We start from the raw sequence: 23,405 nt of genomic DNA, 5'->3' as shown, positions 1-23,405 counted from the left end.
TGGATAAAGTTCGCATATGGGTCATTGGTTGTATCGGAACATCGTCGAGCCCGGGAAGCTCCCCCTGTTCCTGGCGCTGGCCTCGTTCGTCGTGACCTTCGTGGTCACCCGCGTCGTCGTGCGGATGATCCGCGCCGGCAAAGGGCCCTTCGGCAACGTCAAGGCCGGTGATCTGCACATCCACCACGTGGTCCCCGGAGTCGTGCTCACCGTGATCGGCGGCTTCGGCGCCGTCGCCGGAAGCCGCTACGGCTTCTGGCCCTGCGTGAGCGCCGTGGTCTTCGGCATCGGAACGGGCCTCGTGCTCGACGAGTTCGCGCTGATCCTGCACCTCGACGACGTCTACTGGACCGAGGACGGACGCAAGAGCGTGGAGGTCGTCGTGGTCACGGCGGCCCTCCTCGGCCTGATGCTCAGCGGCTTCTCGCCGCTCGGCGTCAACGACGTCAGCGACCAGGAGGCGCAGGACCGCGCGAGCGCGATCGTGACCATCGTCCTGAACTTCCTCTTCGTGCTGCTCACCCTGAGCAAGGGCAAGGCCCGCATGGCGATCTTCGGCGTGATCGTGCCCTTCATCGCCTTCATCGGCGCCATCAGACTGGCCAAGCCCGCCTCGCCCTGGGCGAAGCGCTTCTACCGGAACCGGCCGCGCGCCCGTGCGAAGGCCAGGCTGCGCGCGTACCGGCACGACCGCCGCTGGGCGGGCCCCGCCCGCAGGCTTCAGGAGTGGATCGGCGGCAAACCCGACCCCGCTCCCGCCCGATCCCTGTCCGAACGACGGTGACGCGCGGCGGACAGAGCGCACACCACCAGCACCGCGGCGATCGCCGCCAGATGCTCCTTGCCCGCCAGGTTGTCCTTGACGACCACCTCGGCCACCATCGCCCCGATCACGATCCCCGCCGTCACGTACGCCCGGTAGCGCCAGCCGAGGAACACCGCGAGGCCCACCACCGCCGCCGACGGACCGGTGTCCACGACCAGGGCGTCCGCACCGGGCAGCCCCAGGGGACGGTGCGGTCCGAGCGCGATCCCGACCCGGGCGTACAGCGTCCCGGCCAGCGTGGCGACGTACGCGAGGACCAGGGTGCGCCACCAGCCCAGACAGATCTCCGCGATCCCGAAGACGATCAGGATCTGCGCGAGCGCGCCCCACACCGGCAGGTCGAGCGCCGGCACGAACAGGGACAGCGGGGTGCGGACCAGCGCGAGCCACAGCGGGTCCTCGGCCCGGACGGCCCCCGTGTCCTGCACCAGCCGGTAGCCCCAGGACTGGTTCTGGACGAACTGCAGGACGGCCGTCAGGCCCACCGCGCCGAGGGTCATCGGGACCGCCCGCCACCCTCTCGCCCGCAGGGCCCGGCGCACGGTCGCGTACAGCAGACCCCACTCGGCGCGGGCCCAGCGGGCGAGTGCGCTCATCCGGTCGTCCCCACGGCTCTCCTCGCGCCGGCTCCCGCCGGTCTCATCGGTGCGACTCCAGGTGCTTGCGGTGCAGCCACTTCGGCAGACCCGGCGCCTCCAGGAACCCTTCGGCGCGCGCGGACGCGACCCCGATGCGCAGCAGGTCCGCGCTCTTCTCGAAGAGCAGGAACCGCGGTTCCCAGATGGGCCGGTACTTGGCGTTGGCCCGGTACAGCGACTCGATCTGCCACCAGCGGGAGAAGAAGCTGAGCAGCGAACGCCACAGCCGCAGCACCGGACCCGCGCCGAGACGCGCCCCCCGTTCGAAGACCGAACGGAACATCGCGAAGTTGAGCGAGACCTGGGTGATCCCGATCTCCCCGGCGCGCCGCAGTAGTTCGATCACCATGAACTCCATGAGCCCGTTCTCCGCGTCGCGGTCGCGCCGCATCAGATCGAGGGAGAGCCCGCCGGGACCCCAGGGCACGAAGGACAGCACCGCCCTCAAGTCGCCCTCGGCGTCCGTGCATTCGAGCATCACGCAGCGCCCGTCCGCGGGGTCGCCGAGCCGTCCCAGCGCCATGCTGAAACCGCGCTCGGTCGCGCCGTCGCGCCAGTCGTCCGCGCGCTGGAGCAGATACGCCATCTCGGCGGCCGGGATGTCCTCGTGCCGCCGGATGCGCACCCGGTAGCCGGCCCGCCCGACCCGGTTGTAGGCCTGCCGGACGGTCCGCATCGCCCGCCCCTCCAGGGTGAACTCGGCCGTCTCGACGAGGGCTTCGTCGCCCAGCTCCAGGGCGTCCAGGCCGTGCCGGGAGTAGACGGTGCCCGCCTCCTCGCTCGCGCCCATCACCGCCGGGATCCAGCCGTGCTCCCGGGCCTCGGCCAGCCAGGGCTCGATGGCGCCGGGCCATGCCTCGGGGTCCCCGATGGGGTCACCGCTCGCCAGCGAGACCCCGCCCACCACGCGGTACGCGACGGCCGCCTTGCCGGTGGGCGACCAGACCACGCTCTTCTCCCGGCGCAGCGAGAAGTAGCCCAGCGAGTCCCGGTCGCCGTTGCGCTCCAGCAGCGCCCGCAGCCGTTTCTCGTCGTCCTCGGTGAGCGGGTCGACGGCGCGGCGGGAGCGGAACGCGGCGTAGAGGACGGCGAGGACCAGCAGGGTGCTGAGCACGTTGATGCCGACGTTGACCCAGTTCGGGGTGGCGATCCCGGGGTAGTGGGAGTCGTCGGCGGCGACCGAGACGAGCCGCAGGGTGCCGTAGCGCCAGCGGTCCAGGAAGGTCGAACGGTGCGCGTCGTGAGCGTCGTTGGTGACGGTGACCAGCAGCGTGGCGAGCAGCGAGGTGACCAGGAGCCCGCCGATCGCGACGGCCGCCGCGAGCTTGGGGTTGGACCGGTCGCCCTTGGCGTAGAACTCCCGGCGGCCGGCGGCCAGGCAGCCCACGAACGCCGCGGTCAGCGCGAGCGAGACCCAGTTCTGCGCGTACTGGCGGATCTCCGGGAACGCCATCGCGACGCCGAACAACAGGAGGAACAGGCCCCCGAGCACGGAGTTGAGGATCCACGCGGCCCGCTTGCGCCGCCGCATGGTGGTGGCGAGGAACATCGTGAACACACCGGAGGCGAAGCCGGCCGTCAGCAGATAAGGCGTGAAGAAGTTCTCGGTGTTGTGCCGCCGCACGTCCTGTCCGAGGGAGACCCAGGCGGCGCTCAGAAAGTTGATGAACGTGACCGCGCGCAGGTACCAGACGGCGAGGGCGGCGGCCCGCCGGGACCCGGCCGTGGACCGCCGCTCCCCGTCACTCCGGCGGCCCGCAGCCCGCTCCTGCTCAACAGCGACGGCAACGGCAATCCCGGCATCTCCCATAAAACGGGATGATATGGGGCAAGAAGAGCGCTAAGCGGACATTATGCACCTGGGCAAGTTCAGCCGCGTGGGCGTGCGGCACGTTTCAGCCCCGACCGGCGAGAGTCCCAGCCCCTCCGGCCCGCCTGTCAGCCGCGGGCACGGTTCAGCCCCCGGGCCCGGGGGCGTCGCGGGGCAAGGTTCAGCCCCTCCGGCGTTTGAGGAGCGGGGTCCGGGGCGGAGCCCCGGGTACGGGATGGGTAGGGGCGGAGGGGGCGAAAAGAAGCCTGCCGTGCGGCCCGGCGAACCGGGCCTACGCGTCGGCGTCGGCGTCGGCGTCGGAGCCGAGGCTCGGGGCGGGCCCGGACTCGGAAGGCGCGTCCGGGGTCTCCTCCGCCGCCGGAACAGCGGCCTCCGGCAACTCCGCCGCAAGACTCGCCGCGGCCCGGACCAACGGCAACGCCAGCAGCGCCCCGACCCCCTCACCCACGGTCACCCCATGATCGAGCAACGGCTCGAGAGCCATCCGGTCCAGGGCCTTGGCCTGCGCCGGCTCCCCGCTCCGCTGCCCCGCCAGCCACCAGTCCGGCGCCCGGAAGGCGACCCGCTGACCGACCAGTGCGCACGCCGCCGACACCACACCGTCGAGGATCACCGGCATCTTGCGCACCGCGCTCTGCAGCAGGAACCCGGTCATCGCGGCCAGATCGGGCCCGCCCACCGTGGCGAGAAGCTGAAGCTGGTCGCCGAGCACCGGCCGCGCCCGCCGCAGCGCGTCACGCACCGCGGCGCACTTGCGCATCCACGCGAGGTCGTCGATGGCCTGCCCGCCCCGCCCGGTGACGACGGACGCGTCGGTCCCGCACAGTGCCGCGACCAGGACGGCCGCCGCCGTGGTCCCGCCCACGCTGAGGTCGCCGAGCACCACCAGATCCGTACCGGAGTCCGCCTCCTCGTCGGCGACGGCCATGCCGGCCCGGAACGCGGCCTCGGCCTCCTCCGGCGTCATCGCGTCCTCGACGTCGATCCGCCCCGAACCGCGCCGGACCCGGTGCCGTACGACCTCGTCCGGCAGCCCCTCGGGGTCCGAGTCCAGCGACATGTCGATCACGCGCACGGGCACGCCCAGCCCCCGGGCCAGCACCGACGCGGGGCTCCCGCCCTCCAGGACCGTCCGCACCAGCCGGCCGGCCTCGCCCGCGGGGCGCGCCGACACGCCGAGGGCGGCGACCCCGTGGTCGCCGGCGAACAGCACGGCGCGCGGGTGCTCGATCGGCCGCACCGGCACCGCGGACTGCGCCGCCGCCAGCCATTCACCCAGGTCGTCGAGACGGCCCAGCGCCCCGGGCGGCACGGTCCTGCGCTCCCGGTACGCCTCGGCGTCACGGCGCACGCCTCCGTCGGGACGCTCGATCAGATCGGTGAAGTCGTCGAGATTAAGCGAGCTCATTCGCCGAACAGTACCGGCACTGATCGAACGTGTCCGCGCCACGTCGTTGCGCTCCGGATCCCCATCGCATACGTACCGTTTGTATCGGATTGTCGTACGGCTCGTCCCCGACAGGAGCGTCCATGCCCCCCACCCCGCAGCCGGTCTCCGAACGCCGTGCCGCCTACGCGGCCGAACTCGCCCAGGGCACGGCCCGGTTCCACGAACCACGCCGCGCCGACTGCCCGTGGTGCGGCTCGAACCGCCTGCACACCCGAGTGCGCACGCCGGATCTGCGCCAGCGCAAGCCGGGAACGTTCGTCGTCGACGTGTGCGGGGACTGCGCCCACGCCTTCCAGAACCCCCGCCTGACCGCCGAGGGCCTGGCCTTCTACCGGCGCGAGGCGCGCGAGGACGCACACGACGGCCTCGCCGGACGGCCGTCCGGCGCCCGCGGCGCAGCCCGCCGTCACCTCGCGGCCGCCCGCGCCCTCCTGCCCTTCACGGAACCGGAGAGCTGGCTCGACATCGGCACCGGGCACGGCCACTTCCCGGCGGCCGCCAGGGAGATCCACCCGTACACCTCCTTCGACGGCCTCGACCCGACCCGGCGCGTGGAGCGGGCGCGGGCGGCGGGACGGGTGGAGGAGGCGCACGTCGGACGGCTCACGGACCCGCGGATCGCCGAGCGGCTGCGGGCCCGCTACGACGTCGTGAGCATGCTCCACCACCTGGAGCACACCCCCGAACCGCGTGAGGAACTGCGGGCCGCGCTCGAGGTGTTGAGACCCGGCGGCCACCTCCTGATCGAAGTGCCCGACCCCGACTGCGCGTTCGGCGCGCTGCTCGGCAAGTGGTGGCCCGAGTACGGCCAGCCGCGCCATCTGCACCTCGTGCCGCTGCCCAACCTGCTCGGCGAACTGGAGGCCCTCGGCTGCGTGGTCGTCGCCACGGACCGGCGCGAGCCGCACGTCCCCCACGACCTCTCGGGCGCCCTCGCCCTGGCGCTCGGGCGTGCCCTCCCCGGTCCCGACGCCCCCTGGCGCCCGGCACCGCCGACGCCCCTCCAGCGGACCACGCGCCGGGCCCTGGGCCGGGCGTCCGCCCCGCTCCTCGCCTCGGCCGGCGCGCTGGACCGGCTGCTGGCCCCCCTGCTGCGCCGCACCCGCTTCTCGAACGCGTACCGCGTCATCGCCCGCAAGGAGGACTGAACCGCCGCCGGCGCCCCGGCCCGACTCCCCGCCGGTGATCCGGCCGGATCCGCCACCGACGAGGAGCCCCGAGGCCCGGACCGCCGCCCGTGCCCCGGCCCGATCCGCCGCCGGTGCCCCGGCCCGGACCGTCGCCCGAGACCTGACCTGGACCGCTGCCCGCGCCCCGACCCGTTCCGCCCCGACCCGTTCCGCCCCCGTGCCCCGGCCCGAATCCCCCCGACGACCAGCCCCGAGGCCCGGACCGCCCTCGTCCTCCGTCAGCCCCGCAGGGTCAGGGCCTGCCCCGCCACCACCAGCAGCACGTGCTCGCACTCCCCGGCGAAGGCCGCGTTCAGACGGCCGAGTTCGTCGCGGTAGCGGCGGCCGGAGGCGGTGGCCGGCACGATGCCCGAGCCGACCTCGTTGGAGACGGCGACGAGCGTGCGGCGGGTGCGGCGGACCGCCGCGACGAGCTCCTCCACGCGGGCGCGCAGGGCGCGCTCACCGCCCCCCGACCACTCGGCGTCGTCCCAGGCGTCCACCGCGTCCATGGCGTCCGTCAGCCACAGCGAGAGACAGTCGACCAGCAGCGGCGGGCCGTCCTCGGCGAGGAGAGGCACCAGATCGCAGGTCTCGACGGTCTGCCAGGAGCCGGGCCGCCGCTCCCGGTGGAGCCGCACCCGATGCGCCCACTCGGAGTCCCCGCCGCGCGTCCCTCCCGTGGCGACGTACAGGACGTCGGCGAAGGCCTCCATCCGCCGTTCCGCCTCCACCGACTTGCCCGACCGCGCCCCGCCGAGCACGAGCGTCCTGCGCGGCACGTCGGGCACGTCCTCGTAGACGCCGACGTCCAGCGTCGTCCCGTCGGGTACGGCCCGCGCGCCCGCCGCGGCGAGCCGCCTGCGCAGCTCCGCCCCCGGGGGCACGTCGTGGTCGAGGTGCACCGCGACGACGTCCGTCGTCGGGTCGACCGCGCCGGCCGCGCGCAGCTTCGCCAGCGCGTCGGGCCGCCCCACGACGTCCAGGAGCACCATGTGGTACGCCTCGCCGTTCTCGTCGAGACCCGCCGGTGCCGCGCCCGGCGGCAGGTACAGCAGCCGCTGTCCGGCCGGGCCGGTCACCGCGTAGCCCGTACCGGGCGCGTCCATCGGCACCGCCCGCACCCGGTGACCCGTCAGCAGCGCCAACTCCCGTCCGTCGGGCACCCGGCCGGGCTGCGGCAGCCCGGCCGGCACCTCCACGGCGGGCCCGTCGTGCGGATGGGAGAGCAGCACCTGCCGTACGCCGCCCAGCGAGTGCCCGGCGCGGGCCGCCGCGAACGCGGCGCCGGGCGTGAGGTCGAGCAGCAGCGTGCCGTCCACGAGCAGCGCCGTCGCCGCCCGCGCCTCCTCGCCGAGCGCGCTCGCGCAGGCGGCGCAGGGACAGTCGGGGCGGGGCAGGCCCGCGGGGGCACCGGTGCCGAGCAGAGTCAGTTCCACGCCGCCGATTTTTCCGTGTCCCCGGACGTCTTGCGCGTCCGGCTAGGCTTCGGACGGGAGGCGGATCTTGTCCGGCTTCCGCTGTGCAGTGTGCTCACACCTTGGAGGCGTACATGGCGGCATGGACGTGGCGGTTCGAGAAGTCCGACGGGACAGAGGTCCAACCCGCGGTGCAGCCGGAGGAGTTCACCACCCAGGGCGACGCCGAGTCCTGGATCGGTGAGGTCTGGAAGGACCTCCTGGCGGGCGGCGCCGACCAGGTGTTCCTCTTCGAGGACAGCACGCAGATCTACGGCCCGATGAGCCTGCACGCCGAACCGGAGTAGGCCGGTAGGGGTTGCCGGGGCCACACCCCGGCAACCCGCCGCCGCCCACCGCGGCACCCGTGCGGGCGACACCGGCGCCGGGGACACGCTCAGCCCCGTACGCCGCACAGATGCAGAAGGGCCGCCACCTGGCGGTAGGGGTCCGTCCGGCCGGCCCGCTCCTCCGCGGCCAGCATCGCCTCCGCGTCCGGCGGCACCGGGGCGCCGTCGGCCGCCGTGTCCGTGAAGACGCGCACCCCGTACCAGGCGTGCAGCGGGGCCCCGATCCCGGCGAGCGTGCCGGTCAGCGTGGCGAGACGGTCCGCGCGGACGTCGAGACCGAGCCGGTTCGTGTACGCGGTCGTGTCGAACGAGGCCAGGGCCGTCGGCCAGTCCCCGCCGATCCCCGGCCGCATGGCCAGCGCGTCCGCGTTGCGCACCAGCAGCGAGAGCAGCCCGCCCGGGGCCAGCATCCGCGCCAGCCCGGCCAGCAGGGCGTCCGGCTCCTCGACGTACATCAGGACGCCGTGGCACAGCACGACGTCGAAGCTGCCCGGCAGGAAGTGCACACCGGTCTCGTGCCCGTCGCCCTCGATGAGGCGCACCCGGCCGCGGATGCCCTCGGGCTCGGCGGCCAGCGCCTCACGGGCCACGGACATCATCGTGGCGTCCCGTTCGAGACCGGTCACCTGGTGGCCGGCCCGCGCGAGGCGCAGGGCCTGTGTGCCCTGGCCCGCCCCGACGTCCAGCACCCGCAGGCGCTGTCCCACCGGATACCGCCCGGTTATCTGCTCATCGAGCTGCCGGGCCACCAGTTCCTGTCGTACGACATCCCGCAGCCCGCCCAGCCTGCTCAGCCAGGCATCCGCCGCGCCCCCGGAGAACGACGTAGTGCTCAGGGCCGCTCTCCGCGCTTGACCTGCGGCTTCGGCAGCCGGAGTCGACGCATCTGGAGCGTGCGCATCAGCGCGTAGCGGACGGCGCCCTTCGTGTTCTCGTCCGGGAAGCGCTCGTTGAGCTGCTTCCTCAGGCGGAACGCGATGACGAACGAGTCGACCACGATCATCACGATGACGACCAGCCAGAGCAGCAGCGCCACGTTCTTCAGGACGGCGACCGGCACCACGCTCAGCATGAGGATGATCACGGCCAGCGGCAGGAAGAGCTCGGCGACGCACAGCCGCGAGTCCACGTAGTCGCGCGCGAACCGGCGCACCTTGCCCTTGTCGCGCACGGGCAGATACCGCTCGTCCCCGTTGGCGAGGGCCTGGCGCTGCCGCTCCATCGCCGTACGGCGGTCGTCGCGCTGGCGCTTCGCGGCCTCCTTGCGCGTCGTCGGCGTCTGGGCGACGCTGCGGCGCTGGGTCTGGGCCTCACTGCGCTTGGGCGTGGGGCGGCCCTTGGGGGCCTGAGGGTCACGGGTCACTTTGGAGTCGGTCACCGGCGCCTTGTCGGCGGGGGCCTTCTCTTCCTTCGCACGGCTACGGAACACAAAACCCAAGGGTACGGGGTCCGCGAGCATGGACGTCGATCGAGTGGGGAACGATCCGGCAACACCGTGCGTCTGTGCTGGACAGAGGGGACGTCGTTCCGGGGTTCCCCCCGGGTGCCACCTACTCCTCACGCCGGAGCGGGGGCGGGCGCAGTCGTCCTTGGGGATGAGCGCATCCGTCCCCGAACAGTGCGGTAATGGATGCAGGGCCCGTACTGTGGGTCCTGTTGCAGTACCTGGAGCTGGAGTCCGTCAGAAGGGGGCGCGCGAAGCCCATGAGCGGTGTCATGAAGCGTATGGGGATGATCTTCCGCGCGAAGGCGAACAAGGCCCTTGACCGGGCCGAGGACCCGCGCGAGACCCTCGATTACTCCTACCAGAAGCAGCTCGAGCTGCTCCAGAAGGTCCGGCGCGGTGTCGCCGACGTGGCGACCAGCCGCAAGCGGCTGGAACTGCAGCTCAACCAGCTCCAGAACCAGTCCACCAAGCTGGAGGACCAGGGCCGCAAGGCCCTCGCCCTCGGCCGCGAGGACCTCGCCCGTGAGGCGCTCTCGCGCCGCGCCGCGCTCCAGCAGCAGGTCACCGACCTGGAGACGCAGCACCAGACCCTGCAGGGCGAGGAGGAGAAGCTCACCCTCGCGGCACAGCGCCTTCAGGCCAAGGTCGACGCCTTCCGTACGAAGAAGGAGACGATCAAGGCGACCTACACGGCGGCCCAGGCACAGACCCGGATCGGCGAGGCCTTCTCCGGCATCTCCGAGGAGATGGGCGACGTGGGGCTGGCCATCCAGCGCGCCGAGGACAAGACCGCGCAGCTCCAGGCGCGGGCCGGCGCGATCGACGAGCTGCTCGCCTCCGGTGCCCTGGACGACCAGTCCGGGCTGGCGAAGGACGACATCCAGAGCGAGCTGGACCGGATCTCCGGCGGCTCGGACGTGGAGCTCGAGCTGCAGCGCATGAAGGCCGAGCTGGCCGGCGGTTCCTCGTCGCAGCAGCAGGCGATCGAGGGCGGCAAGGGCCAGTCCCAGCCCTCGCAGCAGCAGGACACTCCGCGCTTCGACAAGCAGTGACCTGGCGAGCCCATGCCTGAGGAGGCGACATGATCGTACGGATCATGGGGGAGGGGCAGGTGAGGCTGGACGACGGCCGCCTCACCACCCTGAACAAGCTGGACGACGAACTGCTCACCGAGATGGAGAGGGGTGACGAGTCCGGCTTCCGCCGCACTCTGGCCGCCCTCCTGGACGCGGTGCGCGCCGCGGGAACCCCGCTCCCCGACGACTCGCTGGAGCCGTCGGAGCTCATCCTCCCGTCTCCGGACGCCACCCTCGAAGAGGTCCGCGAGATGCTCCGCGACGACGGCCTGATCCCCGGCTGACCCCTGCCCGCGTGTCTCCGGCGTCCCGTGGGACGCCGGGGGCGGTCCGTGCCCAGGCGTCGTGGCGGTCCGTGCCCGGGCCGGGAGCCGGGCCGCGCCCACAGTGGTGCCGTACCGACAGGTCCCCCGTCCCGCGGCGCCCCGTACCGTGGACCGGATGAGCACCCTGGAGCGTACGAGGGACTGGCTGAGGGACCACCCCCTCGCCCTGGACGCCGCCGTCGCCGGCGGCGTCCTCGTCAGCATGGTGGCCGGCTCCTTCGTCGACGCGCACGGTGCCGACGGGACGACCTGGAGCGCCCGCACCCCGGACGCGCTCAGCCTCGCCCTGATGGGGCTCGCGGCCGCGGCCCTGGTCTTCCGCCGCCGCGCCCCCATGAAGGTCCTCGCGGCGACCGTCGGCGTCTCCCTGGTGGAGCTGGTGACCGCCGACCCCCGCGCCCCGGTGGCCATGTCCGCCGTCGTCGCCCTCTACACCGTGGCCTCGTCCACCGACCGCCCCACCACCTGGCGCGTCGGCCTGGTCACCATGACCGTCCTGACGGCGGTCGCCATGCTCGCCGGGCCGCTGCCCTGGTACACCCAGGACAACCTCGGCGTCTTCGCCTGGACCGGCATGGCCGCCGCGGCCGGTGACGCCGTCCGCAGCCGGCGCGCCTTCGTCCACGCGATCAAGGAACGCGCCCTGCGGGCCGAGCGCACCCGGGAGGAGGAGGCCCGTCGCCGGGTCGCCGAGGAGCGGCTGCGGATCGCCCGCGATCTGCACGACGTCGTCGCCCACCACATCGCCCTCGTCAACGTGCAGGCCGGAGTCGCCGCCCACGTCATGGACAAGCGCCCCGACCAGGCCAAGGAGGCCCTCGCCCACGTACGGGAGGCGAGCCGGTCCGCGCTGAACGAACTGCGCGCGACCGTCGGCCTGCTGCGTCAGTCCGGCGACCCCGAGGCCCCGACCGAGCCCGCCCCCGGGCTCGCCCGGCTCGACGAGCTCGCGGACACCTTCCGCAACGCGGGACTCCCCGTCGAGGTGGCCCGCTCCGACTCCGGAACGGTGCTGCCCGCGGCCGCCGACCTCGCCGCGTACCGGGTGATCCAGGAGGCCCTGACCAATGTGCGCAAGCACGCCGGCCCGGGCGCGAAGGCCGAGGTCAGCGTGGTCCGGGTGGGGCCGGTGGTGGAGGTGACCGTCCTCGACAGCGGCCCGGGACACGGCCCCGGCGGAGAGACCCTCCCAGGACAGGAGAGCGGACCGGGAGCGGAGGGGAACGGCCCCGGCACCGGAGCGGACACCGGCCCGCAGGAGGGCGGCGGCCACGGGCTGCTCGGCATGCGCGAGCGCGTCACCGCGATCGGCGGGAGCTGCACCGCCGGTCCCCGCTACGGAGGCGGCTTCCGCGTCCATGCGATCCTTCCGGTCAAGAACCGCGCCACCGCCCTGGGGGACCCCGTATGACGATCCGTGTCGTGCTCGCCGACGACCAGGCGCTGCTGCGCAGCGCCTTTCGCGTGCTGGTCGACTCGGAGCCCGACATGGAGGTCGTGGGGGAGGCCTCCGACGGCGCCCAGGCCGTGGCGGTGACCCGCGAGGAGCGGGCCGACGTGGTGCTGATGGACATCAGGATGCCGGGCACCGACGGACTCGCCGCCACCCGCCAGATCACCGCCGACCCGGGCCTCGCCCACGTACGCGTCGTGATGCTGACGACCTTCGAGGTCGACGAGTACGTCGTGCAGTCGCTGCGCGCCGGCGCGTCCGGGTTCCTCGGCAAGGGCGCCGAGCCCGAGGAACTGCTGAACGCCATCCGGATCGCCGCCGGCGGCGAGGCGCTGCTGTCCCCGGCCGCCACCAAGGGCCTCATCGCCCGGTTCCTCGCGCGGGACGACGACGAGCCCGGCGCCGCCCGCTCCGCGCGGCTCGACGCGCTCACCGGGCGCGAGCGCGAGGTCCTCGTCCAGGTCGCCGCGGGCCACTCCAACGACGAGATCGCCGAGCGTCTCGAAGTGAGTCCGCTCACGGTGAAGACGCACGTCAACCGCGCCATGGCCAAACTCGGCGCCCGTGACCGGGCCCAGCTCGTCGTCATCGCGTACGAGTCGGGGCTGGTACGCCCCCGGGTGGACTGAGCGTCATCTGCGCGTACTGCGCCTGGAGTAGGTTCCGGGTAAGGAAATGGACCCAGGGGCTACGGATCACCGCCCGTCCATGACCCAAGGTGTGACGTGGGGAGTTCCCCCGTCCCCCGCGTTCCGCTCGAACCACGGAAAAGAGACCCACCACCCATGTCCTGGCTGTCCAGATTCAGCCTCGCGCAGCGGGCCCTCATAGGGCTGATGTCGATCATCGCGCTCGTCTTCGGGGCGATAGCGATCCCCCAGCTCAAGCAGCAGTTGCTGCCCACCATCGAACTGCCCGTGGTGTCGGTGCTCGCGCCGTACCAGGGTGCGTCTCCCGACGTGGTCGAGAAGCAGGTCGTCGAGCCCGTCGAGAACAGCCTCCAGGCCGTCGACGGCATCACCGGTGTCACCTCCACCGCGAGCGAGGGCAACGCCGTCATCATGGCGTCCTTCGACTACGGCAACGACACCAAGCAGCTCGTCGCCGACGTCCAGCAGGCCGTCAACCGGGCCCGCGCCCAGCTCCCCGACGCGGTCGACCCGCAGGTCATCGCCGGCTCGACCGACGACATGCCGACCGTCGTCCTCGCCGTCACCTCCGGCCAGGACCAGCAGGCGCTCGCCGACCGGCTCGACCGCACCGTCGTCCCCTCCCTGGAGGGCATCGACGGCGTCGGCCGGGTCCAGGTCGCCGGCGTGCGGGACCTCCAGGTCACCGTCACGCCCGACGACAGGAAGCTGGCGAAGGCGGGCCTGACGCCGGCCGCCCTCGGCCAGGCACTCCAGGCGGGCGGGGCGACCGTCCCGGCCGGCTCCTTCGACGAGGACGGCGGCAACCGCACCGTGCGCGTCGGCGGCGGCTTCACCTCGCTGCGCCAGATCCAGGACCTGATGGTCGTGGGACAGCCCGGCAAGAAGCCGGTACGCCTCGGCAGCGTCGCCACGGTCGCGCAGGAGCCGGCCAAGGCCGACTCCATCACGCGCACCGACGGCCGGCCGAGTCTCGCCGTGACCGTCACCATGGACCACGACGGCAGCGCCGTCGCCATCTCCGACGCGGTCAAGGACAAGCTCCCCGGCCTGCGCGCCGACCTCGGCGCCGGATCGGCGATCACCGTCGTCAGCGACCAGGGCCCGGCTGTCTCCAAGTCCATCCACGGGCTGACCACCGAGGGTGCCCTCGGTCTGCTGTTCGCGGTCCTGGTCATCCTGCTGTTCCTGGCGTCGGTCCGCTCGACGCTGGTCACCGCGGTGTCCATCCCGCTGTCCGTGGTGCTGGCCCTGGTCGTGCTGTGGACCCGTGACCTGTCGCTGAACATGCTGACGCTCGGCGCGCTCACCATCGCGATCGGCCGGGTCGTCGACGACTCGATCGTCGTCCTGGAGAACATCAAGCGGCACCTCGGCTACGGCGAGGAGCGCCAGGAGGCGATCCTCACCGCCGTCCGCGAGGTGGCCGGGGCGGTCACCTCCTCGACGCTCACCACGGTCGCCGTCTTCCTGCCGATCGGTCTGACCGGCGGCATGGTCGGCGAACTGTTCGGTTCCTTCAGCCTCACGGTCACGGCGGCGCTGCTGGCGTCCCTGCTCGTGTCGCTGACGGTCGTCCCCGTGCTCTCGTACTGGTTCCTGCGCGCGCCCAAGGGCACCCCCGCGGACGCCGAGGAGGCCCGCCGCAAGGCCGAGGAGAAGGAGGAGCGCAGCCGTCTCCAGCGCTTCTACGTCCCGGTCCTGCGCTTCGCCACCCGCCGCAGGCTGACCAGTGTGCTCATCGCGGTCGCGATCCTCGTCGGCACGTTCGGCATGGCGCCCCTGCTGAAGACGAACTTCTTCGACCAGGGCGAGCAGGAAGTCCTCAGCGTCAAGCAGCAGTTGAAGCCGGGCACCAGCCTGGCCGAGACCGACGCGCAGGCGAAGAAGGTCGAGAAGCTCCTCGACGGCGTCAAGGGCGTCAAGGACTACCAGGTCACCATCGGCTCCTCCGGCTTCATGGCGGCCTTCGGCGGCGGTACGGACACCAACCAGGCGTCGTACCAGATCATGCTGGAGGACTCCGCGTCCTCGAAGGACGTCCAGGACCGCGTGGAGAAGGAGCTCGGCACGCTCTCCGGCGCCGGCACCATCACCGTCGCGGCCGGCGACGGGTTCGGCAGCCAGGACCTCAAGGTCGTCGTGAAGGCGGCCGACGCGGCCGTGCTGCGCGAGGCGGCCGGCCAGGTCCGCGACGAGGTGGCGAAGCTCGACGGCGTCACCGACGTGACGAGCGACCTGTCCCAGAGCGTCCCGCGCATCTCGGTCAAGGCCAACTCCAAGGCCGCGGCGGCAGGATTCAACGACGCCACCCTCGGCGCGGCCGTCACCCAGGCGGTGCGCGGCACGACCACCGGAAAGGCGGTCCTGGACGACACCGAGCGCGACGTGGTGATCAAGTCCGCGAAGCCGGTCACCACGATCGCGGAGCTGCGCGGGCTGCGGCTCGGCGCGGTCAAGCTCGGCGACATCGCGGACGTGAAGCTGGTCGACGGACCGGTCGCGATGACCCGGATCGACGGCCAGCGGGCCGCCACGATCACCGCCAGGCCGACCGGCGACAACACCGGCGCGGTCAGCAACGACCTGACGGCCAAGCTCGCGAAGCTGAAGCTGCCGGCCGGTGCCACGGCGTCGATCGGCGGTGTCTCCTCGGACCAGAGCGACGCGTTCAAGAACCTGGGCCTGGCGATGCTCGCGGCGATCGCGATCGTCTTCATGCTGCTGGTGGCGACGTTCCGCTCGCTGGTCCAGCCGCTGATCCTGCTCGTGTCGATCCCGTTCGCGGCGACCGGCGCGATCGGCCTGCTGGTCGTGACGGGCACCCCGATGGGTGTTCCGGCGATGATCGGCATGCTGATGCTCATCGGCATCGTGGTGACGAACGCGATCGTGCTGATCGACCTCGTCAACCAGTACCGGGCGCAGGGCTACGGCGTGGTCGAGGCCGTGATCGAGGGCGGCCGGCACCGGCTCCGCCCGATCCTGATGACGGCGCTGGCGACGATCTTCGCGCTGCTGCCGATGGCGCTGGGCGTGACCGGTGAGGGCGGCTTCATCGCGCAGCCCCTCGCGGTGGTCGTGATCGGCGGTCTCATCACGTCGACGCTGCTGACGCTGCTGCTCGTCCCGACGCTGTACGCGATGCTCGAACTCCGCAAGGAGCGCAGGGCGAAGAAGCGGGCGGCCAAGCGCGAGGCGAAGTCCGGCGCGGGCACCGACAAGAGTGCCGTCGGCGACGAGGACAAGTCCCCGGAGCCGGCCGGAGTGTGACCGGTTCCACGAGGCGGCCCCCGCCCCGGCGTTCACGCGCCGGGGCGGGGGCCGCGCGCTGTCCGGCCGGGCGCGGCGGCGTGAAGAGGAAGCGCATGACGGCGGAGCGGGGTGACGGCGAAGAGGGGTGACTGCGAAGAGGGGTGACGGCGAAGAGGCGCCCCTCGGACCGAGGGGCGCCTCTTCGATGTCGTGCGCGGGGGAGCGGCGGTGGCTACGGCAGCGCCAGCATCCGCTCCAGCGCCAGCTTCGCGAACGCCTCGGTCTCCTTGTCGACCTCGATGCGGTTCACCAGGTTGCCCTCGGCGAGGGACTCCAGGGTCCACACCAGGTGGGGAAGGTCGATGCGGTTCATCGTCGAGCAGAAGCAGACCGTCTTGTCGAGGAAGACGATCTCCTTGCCCTCGGGCGCGAACCGGTTCGCGAGACGCCGTACGAGGTTCAGCTCCGTGCCGATCGCCCACTTGGACCCGGCCGGGGCGGCCTCCAGGGCCTTGATGATGTACTCGGTGGAACCGACGTAGTCCGCCGCCGCGACGACCTCGTGCTTGCACTCGGGGTGCACGAGGACGTTGACGCCGGGGATGCGCTCGCGCACGTCGTTCACCGAGTCCACGCTGAAGCGGCCGTGCACCGAGCAGTGGCCGCGCCACAGGATCATCTTCGCGCCGCGCAGCTCCTCCGTGGTCAGCCCGCCGTTCGGCTTGTGCGGGTTGTAGAGCACGCAGTCGTCCAGGGACATGCCCATGTCGCGGACGGCGGTGTTGCGGCCGAGGTGCTGGTCGGGCAGGAACAGCACCTGCGAGCCCTGCTCGAAGGCCCACTCCAGGGCGCGCTGGGCGTTCGACGACGTACAGATCGTGCCGCCGTGCTTGCCGGTGAACGCCTTGATGTCCGCGGAGGAGTTCATGTACGAGACGGGAACGACCCGCTCGGCGATGCCGGCCTCGGTCAGGACGTCCCAGCACTCGGCGACCTGCTCGGCGGTGGCCATGTCGGCCATCGAGCAGCCCGCGGCGAGGTCCGGCAGGACGACCTTCTGGGCGTCGCCCGTCAGGATGTCGGCGGACTCCGCCATGAAGTGCACACCGCAGAAGACGATGTACTCGGCCTCCGGGCGGGCCGCCGCGTCGCGGGCCAGCTTGAACGAGTCACCCGTGACGTCAGCGAACTGGATGACCTCGTCGCGCTGGTAGTGGTGTCCGAGCACGAAGACCTTGTCGCCGAGCTTCTCCTTGGCCGCCCGCGCGCGCTCGACCAGGTCCGGGTCGGACGGCGAGGGCAGGTCGCCGGGGCACTCGACGCCCCGCTCGCTCTTCGGGTCGGCCTGGCGGCCGAGCAGCAGCAGGGCGAGGGGCGTCGGCTGTACGTCGAGCTCCTGGGTCTGGGCGGTGGTCACGACACGCACCCTTTCTGTTCTGCGGGTCGCCGGGCTCCTGGTGGAGCGGGCCGGCGGTACGATGCCTTTTCGTCTATTTGACGCTATCTATCATAACCGCTTCACGTCACGTTGACGATGGCCATAGCGTCCATGTGACGTGAATCCCGGTCGCCTCTCCGGCGGGTGACACCCCGGTGTCCGTGGGGTTGTCCACAGGCCGGTGTTCGTGCGCGGGCGCATGTGCGAGCATGAAGAGAAGGCACAAGACATGAGCTCGGCCCGGAATGAATCCGCGGCCCCGCGGGTTGCAACCTGCGGCAAGCAGTCTCCGTACAACCCGGGAGAGAAGCAGATGTCCGTATCGGACGAGACCACCACCGTGAACGACGGCATCATCCTGTCCGACGCCGCCGCCGCCAAGGTCAAGGCCCTGCTCGACCAGGAAGGCCGCGAGGACCTGGCGCTGCGCGTCGCCGTTCAGCCCGGCGGCTGCTCCGGCCTGCGGTACCAGCTCTTCTTCGACGAGCGCTCGCTCGACGGCGACGTCGTGAAGGACTTCGACGGTGTGAAGGTCGTCACCGACCGCATGAGCGCCCCGTACCTGGGCGGCGCCTCGATCGACTTCGTCGACACCATCGAGAAGCAGGGCTTCACGATCGACAACCCGAACGCGACCGGCTCCTGCGCCTGCGGCGACTCCTTCAGCTAGTCGGCCCCCGGGGCCCGGTCCACGGCTCGTGGCGAAGGCACGTACACGCGGAGTACGAACGAAGGCGGCGTCCCCCTGTGAGGGGACGCCGCCTTCGCATGTCCGGGACGCCTTCGCGTGTCCGGGACCGGCAGGCCGCTACCGGGGGCCCGCCGACGCCGCTCCCGAGGCCCCGGGGACGGCGACGAGCCCGTGGTGGACCGCCTTGCCGTCGCTGCCCACGACCTCGCGGCGGCCCAGCGGCTCGTCCAGGCGCACGGTCTTCTCGTAGAACTTGGCGATCATGATGCAGACCTTGTTCTTCCAGGGCTTCGCCGTCACGGTCACGGTGACCTTGCCGGAGCTCTCGCTCACCGACACCGTGTAGTGGGCGCACACCCCGCCGGTGTAGCCGACCGTCAGGTCCCTGCCGTCGGCGGTGTAGCCCTGGACGCCGACGTCACGCGTGGCCGCCGGTGCGGAAGGCTCGCCGGGCGGCGCCGGGACGGTCGGGTCCGTGCTCGGCGGCGCCGGCGACTCCGGCGAGGCCAGGAACGCCGGGTCGACCGCCGGGTGCGTCACGGTGTACGTGTCCTGCGCGCCCGGGGCCCGCACCTCGAACAGCCAGGACGGCACCAGTGCCTGCCGCCCGTCCGCGCGCTGCGCCGCCAGCCCGAAGGTGGCCTTCTCGACGGTCGCCGTCTGCGCCTTCGGCTCCGGGGACGGGTGCTCGCACGGCATCTCGTCCCGGTCCTTCAGCGGTACGGGGCTCGCGCAGCCGCCGATGCCCATGCGCCGGTCGCCGCCCGTCGCCGGCGCCGATCCGTTCATCGCGTCCAGCGCCTTCCGCGCGCCGACGACCGGGTACGCGTCTCCGCGCACCGGAGTCTTCAACTGGCCACTGCCGCCCACGACATGACCGTCCGTGCCGATGCGCAGGCCGGTCGTCCAGCCGTACGTGGGCAGTCCGTCCACGACCGGGTCGGCGTTCACGACCCGTACCCGGTCCATGAGCTGGCTCGCGTCGAGCTTCGCGTCGTCCTGGCCCACCGCCTTCAGCACGGGCGCCGCCGCCTTCTCGGCCGCCGCTTCGCTCACCGGGCCCGGCGTGGAGCCGGACGCGGAACCGGACGCGGAGCCGGAGCCCGCCGGGCCGCACACCGTCACCTTGACGCAGTTGTCGCCTCCCGGCAGGGCGGAGCTGTAGGTCCAGGTTCCCGGGGCGTCCGCGGTCACCCGCAGATTCGGCTCGGTGCCGTCCTTGGCGGTGCCGACCGTCCAGGCGTCCCCGGCGAGCCGGGGCGTTCCCGCCAGGCCCAGGGCCTTCGCGAGCCGCGCCACCTCGGTCCGGGTCACCTTGCCCTCGGCCCACTGCACGTGCGCCGAGCCGGGGCCCTCGGGGAGCGTGCCGCTCGCGCGGTAGGTGGTGCCGTAGGGGTTGGGCTCGCCGGGCGCGATGCCCGCCGTACCGCCCGTGGACCCGTCGCCGGTGGTGCTCGCGGCGTAGCCGTCGAGGGCGAGCGGCGGGGGAGTGCCGTCGGCCCCCGGGGTGCCGGAGCGGTCGCCGCCGGACGCCGTCGTGGCGAAGTAGGCGCCGCCGCCCCCGACGAGCAGCACGGCGGCGACGACCGAGGCGACGAGCGCCGGGGTGTTCCGCCGACGGCCCCCACCGGCCCCCGCGTCACCTCCGAGGACGGCGACGTCGGGGTGCTCGTCCCCGTCCCGACCGTCCCCGGAACCCTCGGGGAGAGCGGCGGAATCGGGGGAGTCCTTGCCGGAGCCGGAGCCGGAGCCGGACTCGGGGTCGGAGCCGGGGTCGGCGTCGCGCGCGCCGGTAGCGGCCACGTCGGCGGCACCCTCGACCGCCTCGTCGGCCTCGCCTTCGACGGGAACCTCGGTCCCGCCGCCGGAGGAGTCCGTCACCCTGCCGGTGACTGAATCCGCGGCGGTGTCCTCGGCCCGCTCCCCGGGGGGAACCTCGGTGGTGTTCTCCGGGGCGGCCTCGGCGGTGTTCTCGGCCGCCTTCTCGGCGGGACCCTCGGCGTGACTCCCGGCGGGATCGGTCGCGTCGTTGTCGGGTCGCTCGGTGCTCACCGCATCGCTCCTTCGGCTCCACTGCAGTCCCATGACCCGGCCCTGTCGATGACGGGCACTCCAGGGTCGTATGGCGCATCCCTTTTACGGGGGACGGCGATGGGACGCAGCGGGGGAGCGCACGGTTCCCTGCGAGCGCACTCCTTCTTCGCCCGGTCGGCGCCGCCGGGAAACTCTCACCCGTTCGGCGCCGCCGGGCCCTCACCCGTACGGCGGCGCCGTACGGACGCCGCCGGTCAGTCGCCGTAGTCGGACATCGCGTCCAGCAACCGCGCCGAGGCGGGCGGCACGGTCACCCCGTGGATGAGGGAGGGGGAGACGTGGAGCGGGGGGACGGGTGCGGGGGCCGACCAGTGACCGGCCATCCGGGCGCAGTCGCCGCGCAGCGACGCCAGATCGCCTTCCAGGTCGCCGACCGGGCCGAGCGGGGCGGTGCCATGGACCTTGAGGTTCGTCATACCGGAACCGTAAGCACCGTTGCCGTCACGAAGAAAGATCTACTATCGGGTAGTTTTGGCCCTTCAGGGGTCGCGTGCGGACCCGGTAGCGTTAACTGTCAATCCCCTCCCCTCGCAGGAGCGTGTCCTAGCCGTGCGTATCGCAGTCACCGGCTCCATCGCCACCGACCACCTCATGACCTTCCCCGGCCGTTTCGCCGACCAGTTGGTCGCCGATCAGCTGCACACGGTCTCCCTCTCCTTCCTGGTCGACAACCTCGATGTCCGGCGCGGCGGGGTCGGCGCGAACATCGCGTTCGGCATGGGTCAGCTCGGTACCCGCCCGATCCTCGTCGGAGCCGCCGGTTCCGACTTCGACGAGTACCGCGCCTGGCTGGACCGGCACGGCGTCGACACCGCGTCCGTGCGCATCTCGGAGGTGCTGCACACCGCGCGCTTCGTGTGCACCACGGACGCCGACCACAACCAGATCGGCTCGTTCTACACGGGCGCGATGAGCGAGGCCCGCCTCATCGAGCTCAAGGCGGTCGCGGACCGGGTCGGCGGTCTCGACCTCGTCCTGATCGGAGCGGACGACCCCGAGGGGATGCTCCGCCACACCGAGGAGTGCCGCTCGCGCGGGATCCCGTTCGCCGCCGACTTCTCGCAGCAGATCGCGCGCATGAACGGCGACGAGATCCGGGTCCTGCTCGACGGCGCGACGTTCCTCTTCTCGAACGAGTACGAGAAGGGGCTCATCGAGTCCAAGACGGGCTGGACCGACGAGGAGATCCTCGCCAAGGTCGGCCACCGGGTGACCACCCTCGGCTCGCGCGGTGTCCGTATCGAGCGCGTCGGCCACGACCCGATCGAGGTCGGCTGCCCCGAGGAGGAGCTCAAGGCGGACCCGACGGGCGTCGGTGACGCGTTCCGCGCCGGTTTCCTCTCCGGCCTCGCCTGGGGCGTCGGCCTGGAGCGCGCCGCGCAGGTCGGCTGCATGCTCGCCACCCTGGTCATCGAGACGGTCGGCACGCAGGAGTACCAGCTCAGCCGCGCCCACTTCATGGACCGCTTCACCAAGGCGTACGGCGACGACGCCGCCACCGAGGTCCGGGCGCACCTGTCCTAGACCCTGCCGCAGACCCCGGGTCCGGGCCCGCCTCCGTCCGACGGGAGCGGGCCCGGAGCCCTGTCCGGAGGAGGCGGGCCCGCCCGGTTCCGCGGAGGCCGGGGGCCCGGTTCGCGGTGCGGTGCTACGACAGCCGGCGGACCACGTAGGCCGAGCCGCGATCCGCCGGCTCCTCCCCGACGTACTCCTGACCCCGCATCTCGCACCACGCGGGGATGTCGAGGCGGGCCGCCTCGTCGTCGGACAGGACCCGCACCGTCCCGCCGACCGGCACGTCCCCGATGACCTTGGCCAGCTCGATGACGGGGATCGGGCAGCGCCTGCCCAGCGCGTCGACCACCAGCGCGTCGGCGGACGCGGGCACCTTCGTCACCGCCGTCGGCGCACCCAGCTTCTCGCGGACGCCCGAGACCGCCCCCGGGAGCACCGACAGGAACCGGTCGACGTCCTCCTCCGGGGTGCCGGGCGGCAGCGACACGCGGACATTGCCCTCGCTCAGGACACCCATCGCCTTCAGGACATGGCTGGGGGTCAGGGTGCTGCTCGTGCACGACGAGCCCGAGGAGACCGAGAAGCCCGCCCGGTCCAGTTCGTGCAGCAGAGTCTCTCCGTCGACATAGAGACAGGAGAAGGTGACGATCCCCGGGAGCCGGTGGACCGCGTCGCCGACCACCTCGACGTCCGGCACCAGCGCGGGCACCCGCGCCCGGATCCGCTCCGTCAGTTCGCGCAGCCGGGCCGCCTCCTGCGCCGCCTCCGCCCGGACGGCGCGCAGCGAGGCCGCCGCGGCGACGATCGCCGGGATGTTCTCGAACCCGGCCGCCCGCCCCGACTCCCGCTCGTCCACGGGCCCTTGGGGAGCGAACCGTACGCCCTTGCGCACGACGAGCAGGCCGACGCCCGAGGGACCACCCCATTTGTGGGCACTCGCCGCCAACAGGGACCAGTCGCCCTCCACCGGGCCCCAGCCCAGGGACTGGGCCGCGTCCACCAGCAGCGGCACTCCTGCCTCCCGGCACATCTGTGCCACCTCGGCCACCGGCTGCTCCGTGCCCACCTCGTGGTTGGCGGACTGGAGACAGGCCAGCGCGGTGCCCGGGCGCAGGGCCTCGGCGTAGGAGGAAGGGGACACCCTTCCGGTGCGCGCGACCTGAACGCGGGTCACCGCGCCGCCCGACGCCTCGTGCGCGTCCGCCGAATGGAGCACCGACGAATGTTCGACCGCTGACACGATCAGGTGGTGTCCGACGCGCCGCCGGCCCGCCAGGGCACCCTCGATCCCGGAGTGCACAGCGCGGGTGCCGGAGCTGGTGAAGGCCAGCTCGTCGGGGCGGCAGCCCACCGCCTCGGCCGCCGCCTCGCGCGCCGCGTCGAGGAGCAGCCGGGCCCTCCTTCCCTCGCGGTAGAGGCGGGCGGGATCGGCCCACCCCTCGTCGAACGAGGCCTGCAGGGCCTGCCGGGCGACGGGATGCAGCGGGGCCGCGGAGGCGGCGTCGAAGTAGGACACGCCCCCCACGCTAGCTCCGTCAGGGTCCGCGCCCGCCCGCCGCCGGCCCTCCCAAGGGGGCGTCAGAAGCCATCCGGACCGGGGCATTCCAGGTACTCTGACAAGGCCTTGAAGGCCAAACAGCACTCCTTCGGGGAGTCGGGCGGCGCGTTGGGCACCCTCCCCGCGCGACCCCAAATAGCGTCCAGTAGGGTTTGGTCCGCATAAACATCCAAACCCCTGC

Annotated in this window: 20 protein-coding genes; 10 read left to right on the top strand and 10 right to left on the bottom strand. The window is 72.5% G+C overall.

Going from position 1 to position 23,405, the window contains the following annotated elements; genetic code table 11:
- The first annotated feature begins 16 nt into the window (after window positions 1–16).
- A complete protein-coding gene (locus tag ACZ4TO_RS10805; protein WP_382781136.1) occupies window positions 17–784 on the top strand; it encodes a hypothetical protein in 768 nt (255 codons plus the stop codon).
- On the opposite strand, the gene ACZ4TO_RS10800 is transcribed toward ACZ4TO_RS10805, so the two are convergent.
- From ACZ4TO_RS10800 to cobT, 3 genes are all read right to left on the bottom strand, one after another.
- Window positions 721–1,422, bottom strand: a complete 702-nt coding sequence (locus ACZ4TO_RS10800; RefSeq protein ID WP_382781134.1) for a hypothetical protein — start codon at window positions 1,420–1,422, stop codon at window positions 721–723. The genes ACZ4TO_RS10805 and ACZ4TO_RS10800 overlap by 64 nt on opposite strands.
- Before the next feature lie 43 nt (window positions 1,423–1,465).
- A complete protein-coding gene (locus ACZ4TO_RS10795; RefSeq protein WP_382781131.1) occupies window positions 1,466–3,274 on the bottom strand; it encodes a phosphatidylglycerol lysyltransferase domain-containing protein in 1,809 nt (602 codons plus the stop codon).
- A 292-nt stretch (window positions 3,275–3,566) separates the two neighbouring features.
- A complete protein-coding gene (cobT, locus tag ACZ4TO_RS10790) occupies window positions 3,567–4,703 on the bottom strand; it encodes a nicotinate-nucleotide--dimethylbenzimidazole phosphoribosyltransferase (protein WP_468023979.1) in 1,137 nt (378 codons plus the stop codon).
- A gap of 122 nt (window positions 4,704–4,825) precedes the next feature.
- On the opposite strand from cobT, the gene ACZ4TO_RS10785 reads away from it, so the two are divergent.
- Entirely contained in the window at window positions 4,826–5,893 is a 1,068-nt protein-coding gene (locus ACZ4TO_RS10785) for a class I SAM-dependent methyltransferase (protein ID WP_382781125.1), read from the top strand.
- 260 nt (window positions 5,894–6,153) lie between these two features.
- Here the strand turns inward: ACZ4TO_RS10785 and ACZ4TO_RS10780 are convergent, their stop codons facing one another.
- Window positions 6,154–7,353 carry a bifunctional adenosylcobinamide kinase/adenosylcobinamide-phosphate guanylyltransferase gene (locus tag ACZ4TO_RS10780; RefSeq protein ID WP_382781123.1) on the bottom strand — a complete coding sequence of 400 codons (1,200 nt, stop codon included), beginning with the start codon at window positions 7,351–7,353 and terminating at the stop codon, window positions 6,154–6,156.
- A 113-nt stretch (window positions 7,354–7,466) separates the two neighbouring features.
- On the opposite strand from ACZ4TO_RS10780, the gene ACZ4TO_RS10775 reads away from it, so the two are divergent.
- Window positions 7,467–7,679: a hypothetical protein gene (locus ACZ4TO_RS10775; RefSeq protein ID WP_261706966.1), complete on the top strand. Its 213-nt coding sequence runs from the start codon at window positions 7,467–7,469 to the stop codon at window positions 7,677–7,679.
- 89 nt (window positions 7,680–7,768) lie between these two features.
- Here the strand turns inward: ACZ4TO_RS10775 and ACZ4TO_RS10770 are convergent, their stop codons facing one another.
- Complete coding sequence (locus ACZ4TO_RS10770; RefSeq protein ID WP_382781120.1) at window positions 7,769–8,470, bottom strand: class I SAM-dependent methyltransferase; 702 nt, start codon at window positions 8,468–8,470, stop codon at window positions 7,769–7,771.
- A gap of 83 nt (window positions 8,471–8,553) precedes the next feature.
- Window positions 8,554–9,180 carry a DUF3043 domain-containing protein gene (locus ACZ4TO_RS10765; protein ID WP_355772576.1) on the bottom strand — a complete coding sequence of 209 codons (627 nt, stop codon included), beginning with the start codon at window positions 9,178–9,180 and terminating at the stop codon, window positions 8,554–8,556.
- Window positions 9,181–9,425: 245 nt separating this feature from the next.
- Between ACZ4TO_RS10765 and ACZ4TO_RS10760 the strand changes: the two genes are divergently transcribed.
- From ACZ4TO_RS10760 to ACZ4TO_RS10740, 5 genes are all read left to right on the top strand, one after another.
- Window positions 9,426–10,220: a PspA/IM30 family protein gene (locus tag ACZ4TO_RS10760; RefSeq protein WP_382782721.1), complete on the top strand. Its 795-nt coding sequence runs from the start codon at window positions 9,426–9,428 to the stop codon at window positions 10,218–10,220.
- 29 nt (window positions 10,221–10,249) lie between these two features.
- The gene (gene pspAA, locus ACZ4TO_RS10755) at window positions 10,250–10,528 is read left to right on the top strand and encodes a PspA-associated protein PspAA (protein ID WP_382781114.1); all 279 of its coding nucleotides are present in this window, start codon (window positions 10,250–10,252) and stop codon (window positions 10,526–10,528) included.
- A 157-nt stretch (window positions 10,529–10,685) separates the two neighbouring features.
- A complete protein-coding gene (locus ACZ4TO_RS10750) occupies window positions 10,686–11,981 on the top strand; it encodes a sensor histidine kinase (RefSeq protein WP_382781111.1) in 1,296 nt (431 codons plus the stop codon).
- Complete coding sequence (locus tag ACZ4TO_RS10745; RefSeq protein ID WP_385049730.1) at window positions 11,978–12,652, top strand: response regulator; 675 nt, start codon at window positions 11,978–11,980, stop codon at window positions 12,650–12,652. Before ACZ4TO_RS10750 ends, ACZ4TO_RS10745 begins: the two co-directional genes overlap by 4 nt.
- Window positions 12,653–12,808: 156 nt before the next feature.
- On the top strand, window positions 12,809–15,946 hold the full coding sequence (locus tag ACZ4TO_RS10740) for an efflux RND transporter permease subunit (RefSeq protein WP_382781105.1): 3,138 nt from the start codon (window positions 12,809–12,811) through the stop codon (window positions 15,944–15,946).
- A gap of 214 nt (window positions 15,947–16,160) precedes the next feature.
- On the opposite strand, the gene nadA is transcribed toward ACZ4TO_RS10740, so the two are convergent.
- Window positions 16,161–17,345 (bottom strand): quinolinate synthase NadA, encoded by a 1,185-nt coding sequence (gene nadA / locus ACZ4TO_RS10735; protein WP_382781102.1) that lies wholly within the window; start codon window positions 17,343–17,345, stop codon window positions 16,161–16,163.
- Between the two features lie 334 nt (window positions 17,346–17,679).
- Here nadA and erpA point away from each other — a divergent pair, with 334 nt between their 5' ends.
- A complete protein-coding gene (gene erpA, locus ACZ4TO_RS10730; RefSeq protein ID WP_037623995.1) occupies window positions 17,680–18,036 on the top strand; it encodes an iron-sulfur cluster insertion protein ErpA in 357 nt (118 codons plus the stop codon).
- Between the two features lie 138 nt (window positions 18,037–18,174).
- Here erpA and ACZ4TO_RS10725 read toward each other — a convergent pair whose 3' ends face one another.
- Both ACZ4TO_RS10725 and ACZ4TO_RS10720 read right to left on the bottom strand, forming a co-directional pair.
- Window positions 18,175–20,109 carry a hypothetical protein gene (locus ACZ4TO_RS10725; protein ID WP_468023978.1) on the bottom strand — a complete coding sequence of 645 codons (1,935 nt, stop codon included), beginning with the start codon at window positions 20,107–20,109 and terminating at the stop codon, window positions 18,175–18,177.
- A 236-nt stretch (window positions 20,110–20,345) separates the two neighbouring features.
- Window positions 20,346–20,567 (bottom strand): hypothetical protein, encoded by a 222-nt coding sequence (locus ACZ4TO_RS10720; protein WP_326788238.1) that lies wholly within the window; start codon window positions 20,565–20,567, stop codon window positions 20,346–20,348.
- 133 nt (window positions 20,568–20,700) lie between these two features.
- Between ACZ4TO_RS10720 and ACZ4TO_RS10715 the strand changes: the two genes are divergently transcribed.
- The gene (locus tag ACZ4TO_RS10715) at window positions 20,701–21,675 is read left to right on the top strand and encodes a carbohydrate kinase family protein (protein WP_382781096.1); all 975 of its coding nucleotides are present in this window, start codon (window positions 20,701–20,703) and stop codon (window positions 21,673–21,675) included.
- A 124-nt stretch (window positions 21,676–21,799) separates the two neighbouring features.
- On the opposite strand, the gene ACZ4TO_RS10710 is transcribed toward ACZ4TO_RS10715, so the two are convergent.
- Window positions 21,800–23,182: an aminotransferase class V-fold PLP-dependent enzyme gene (locus tag ACZ4TO_RS10710; RefSeq protein WP_468023977.1), complete on the bottom strand. Its 1,383-nt coding sequence runs from the start codon at window positions 23,180–23,182 to the stop codon at window positions 21,800–21,802.
- Window positions 23,183–23,405 lie beyond the last annotated feature (223 nt).

The organism is Streptomyces sp. NPDC028298, assembly GCF_055565895.1.
This window is presented reverse-complemented; position numbering and strand designations above follow the sequence as displayed.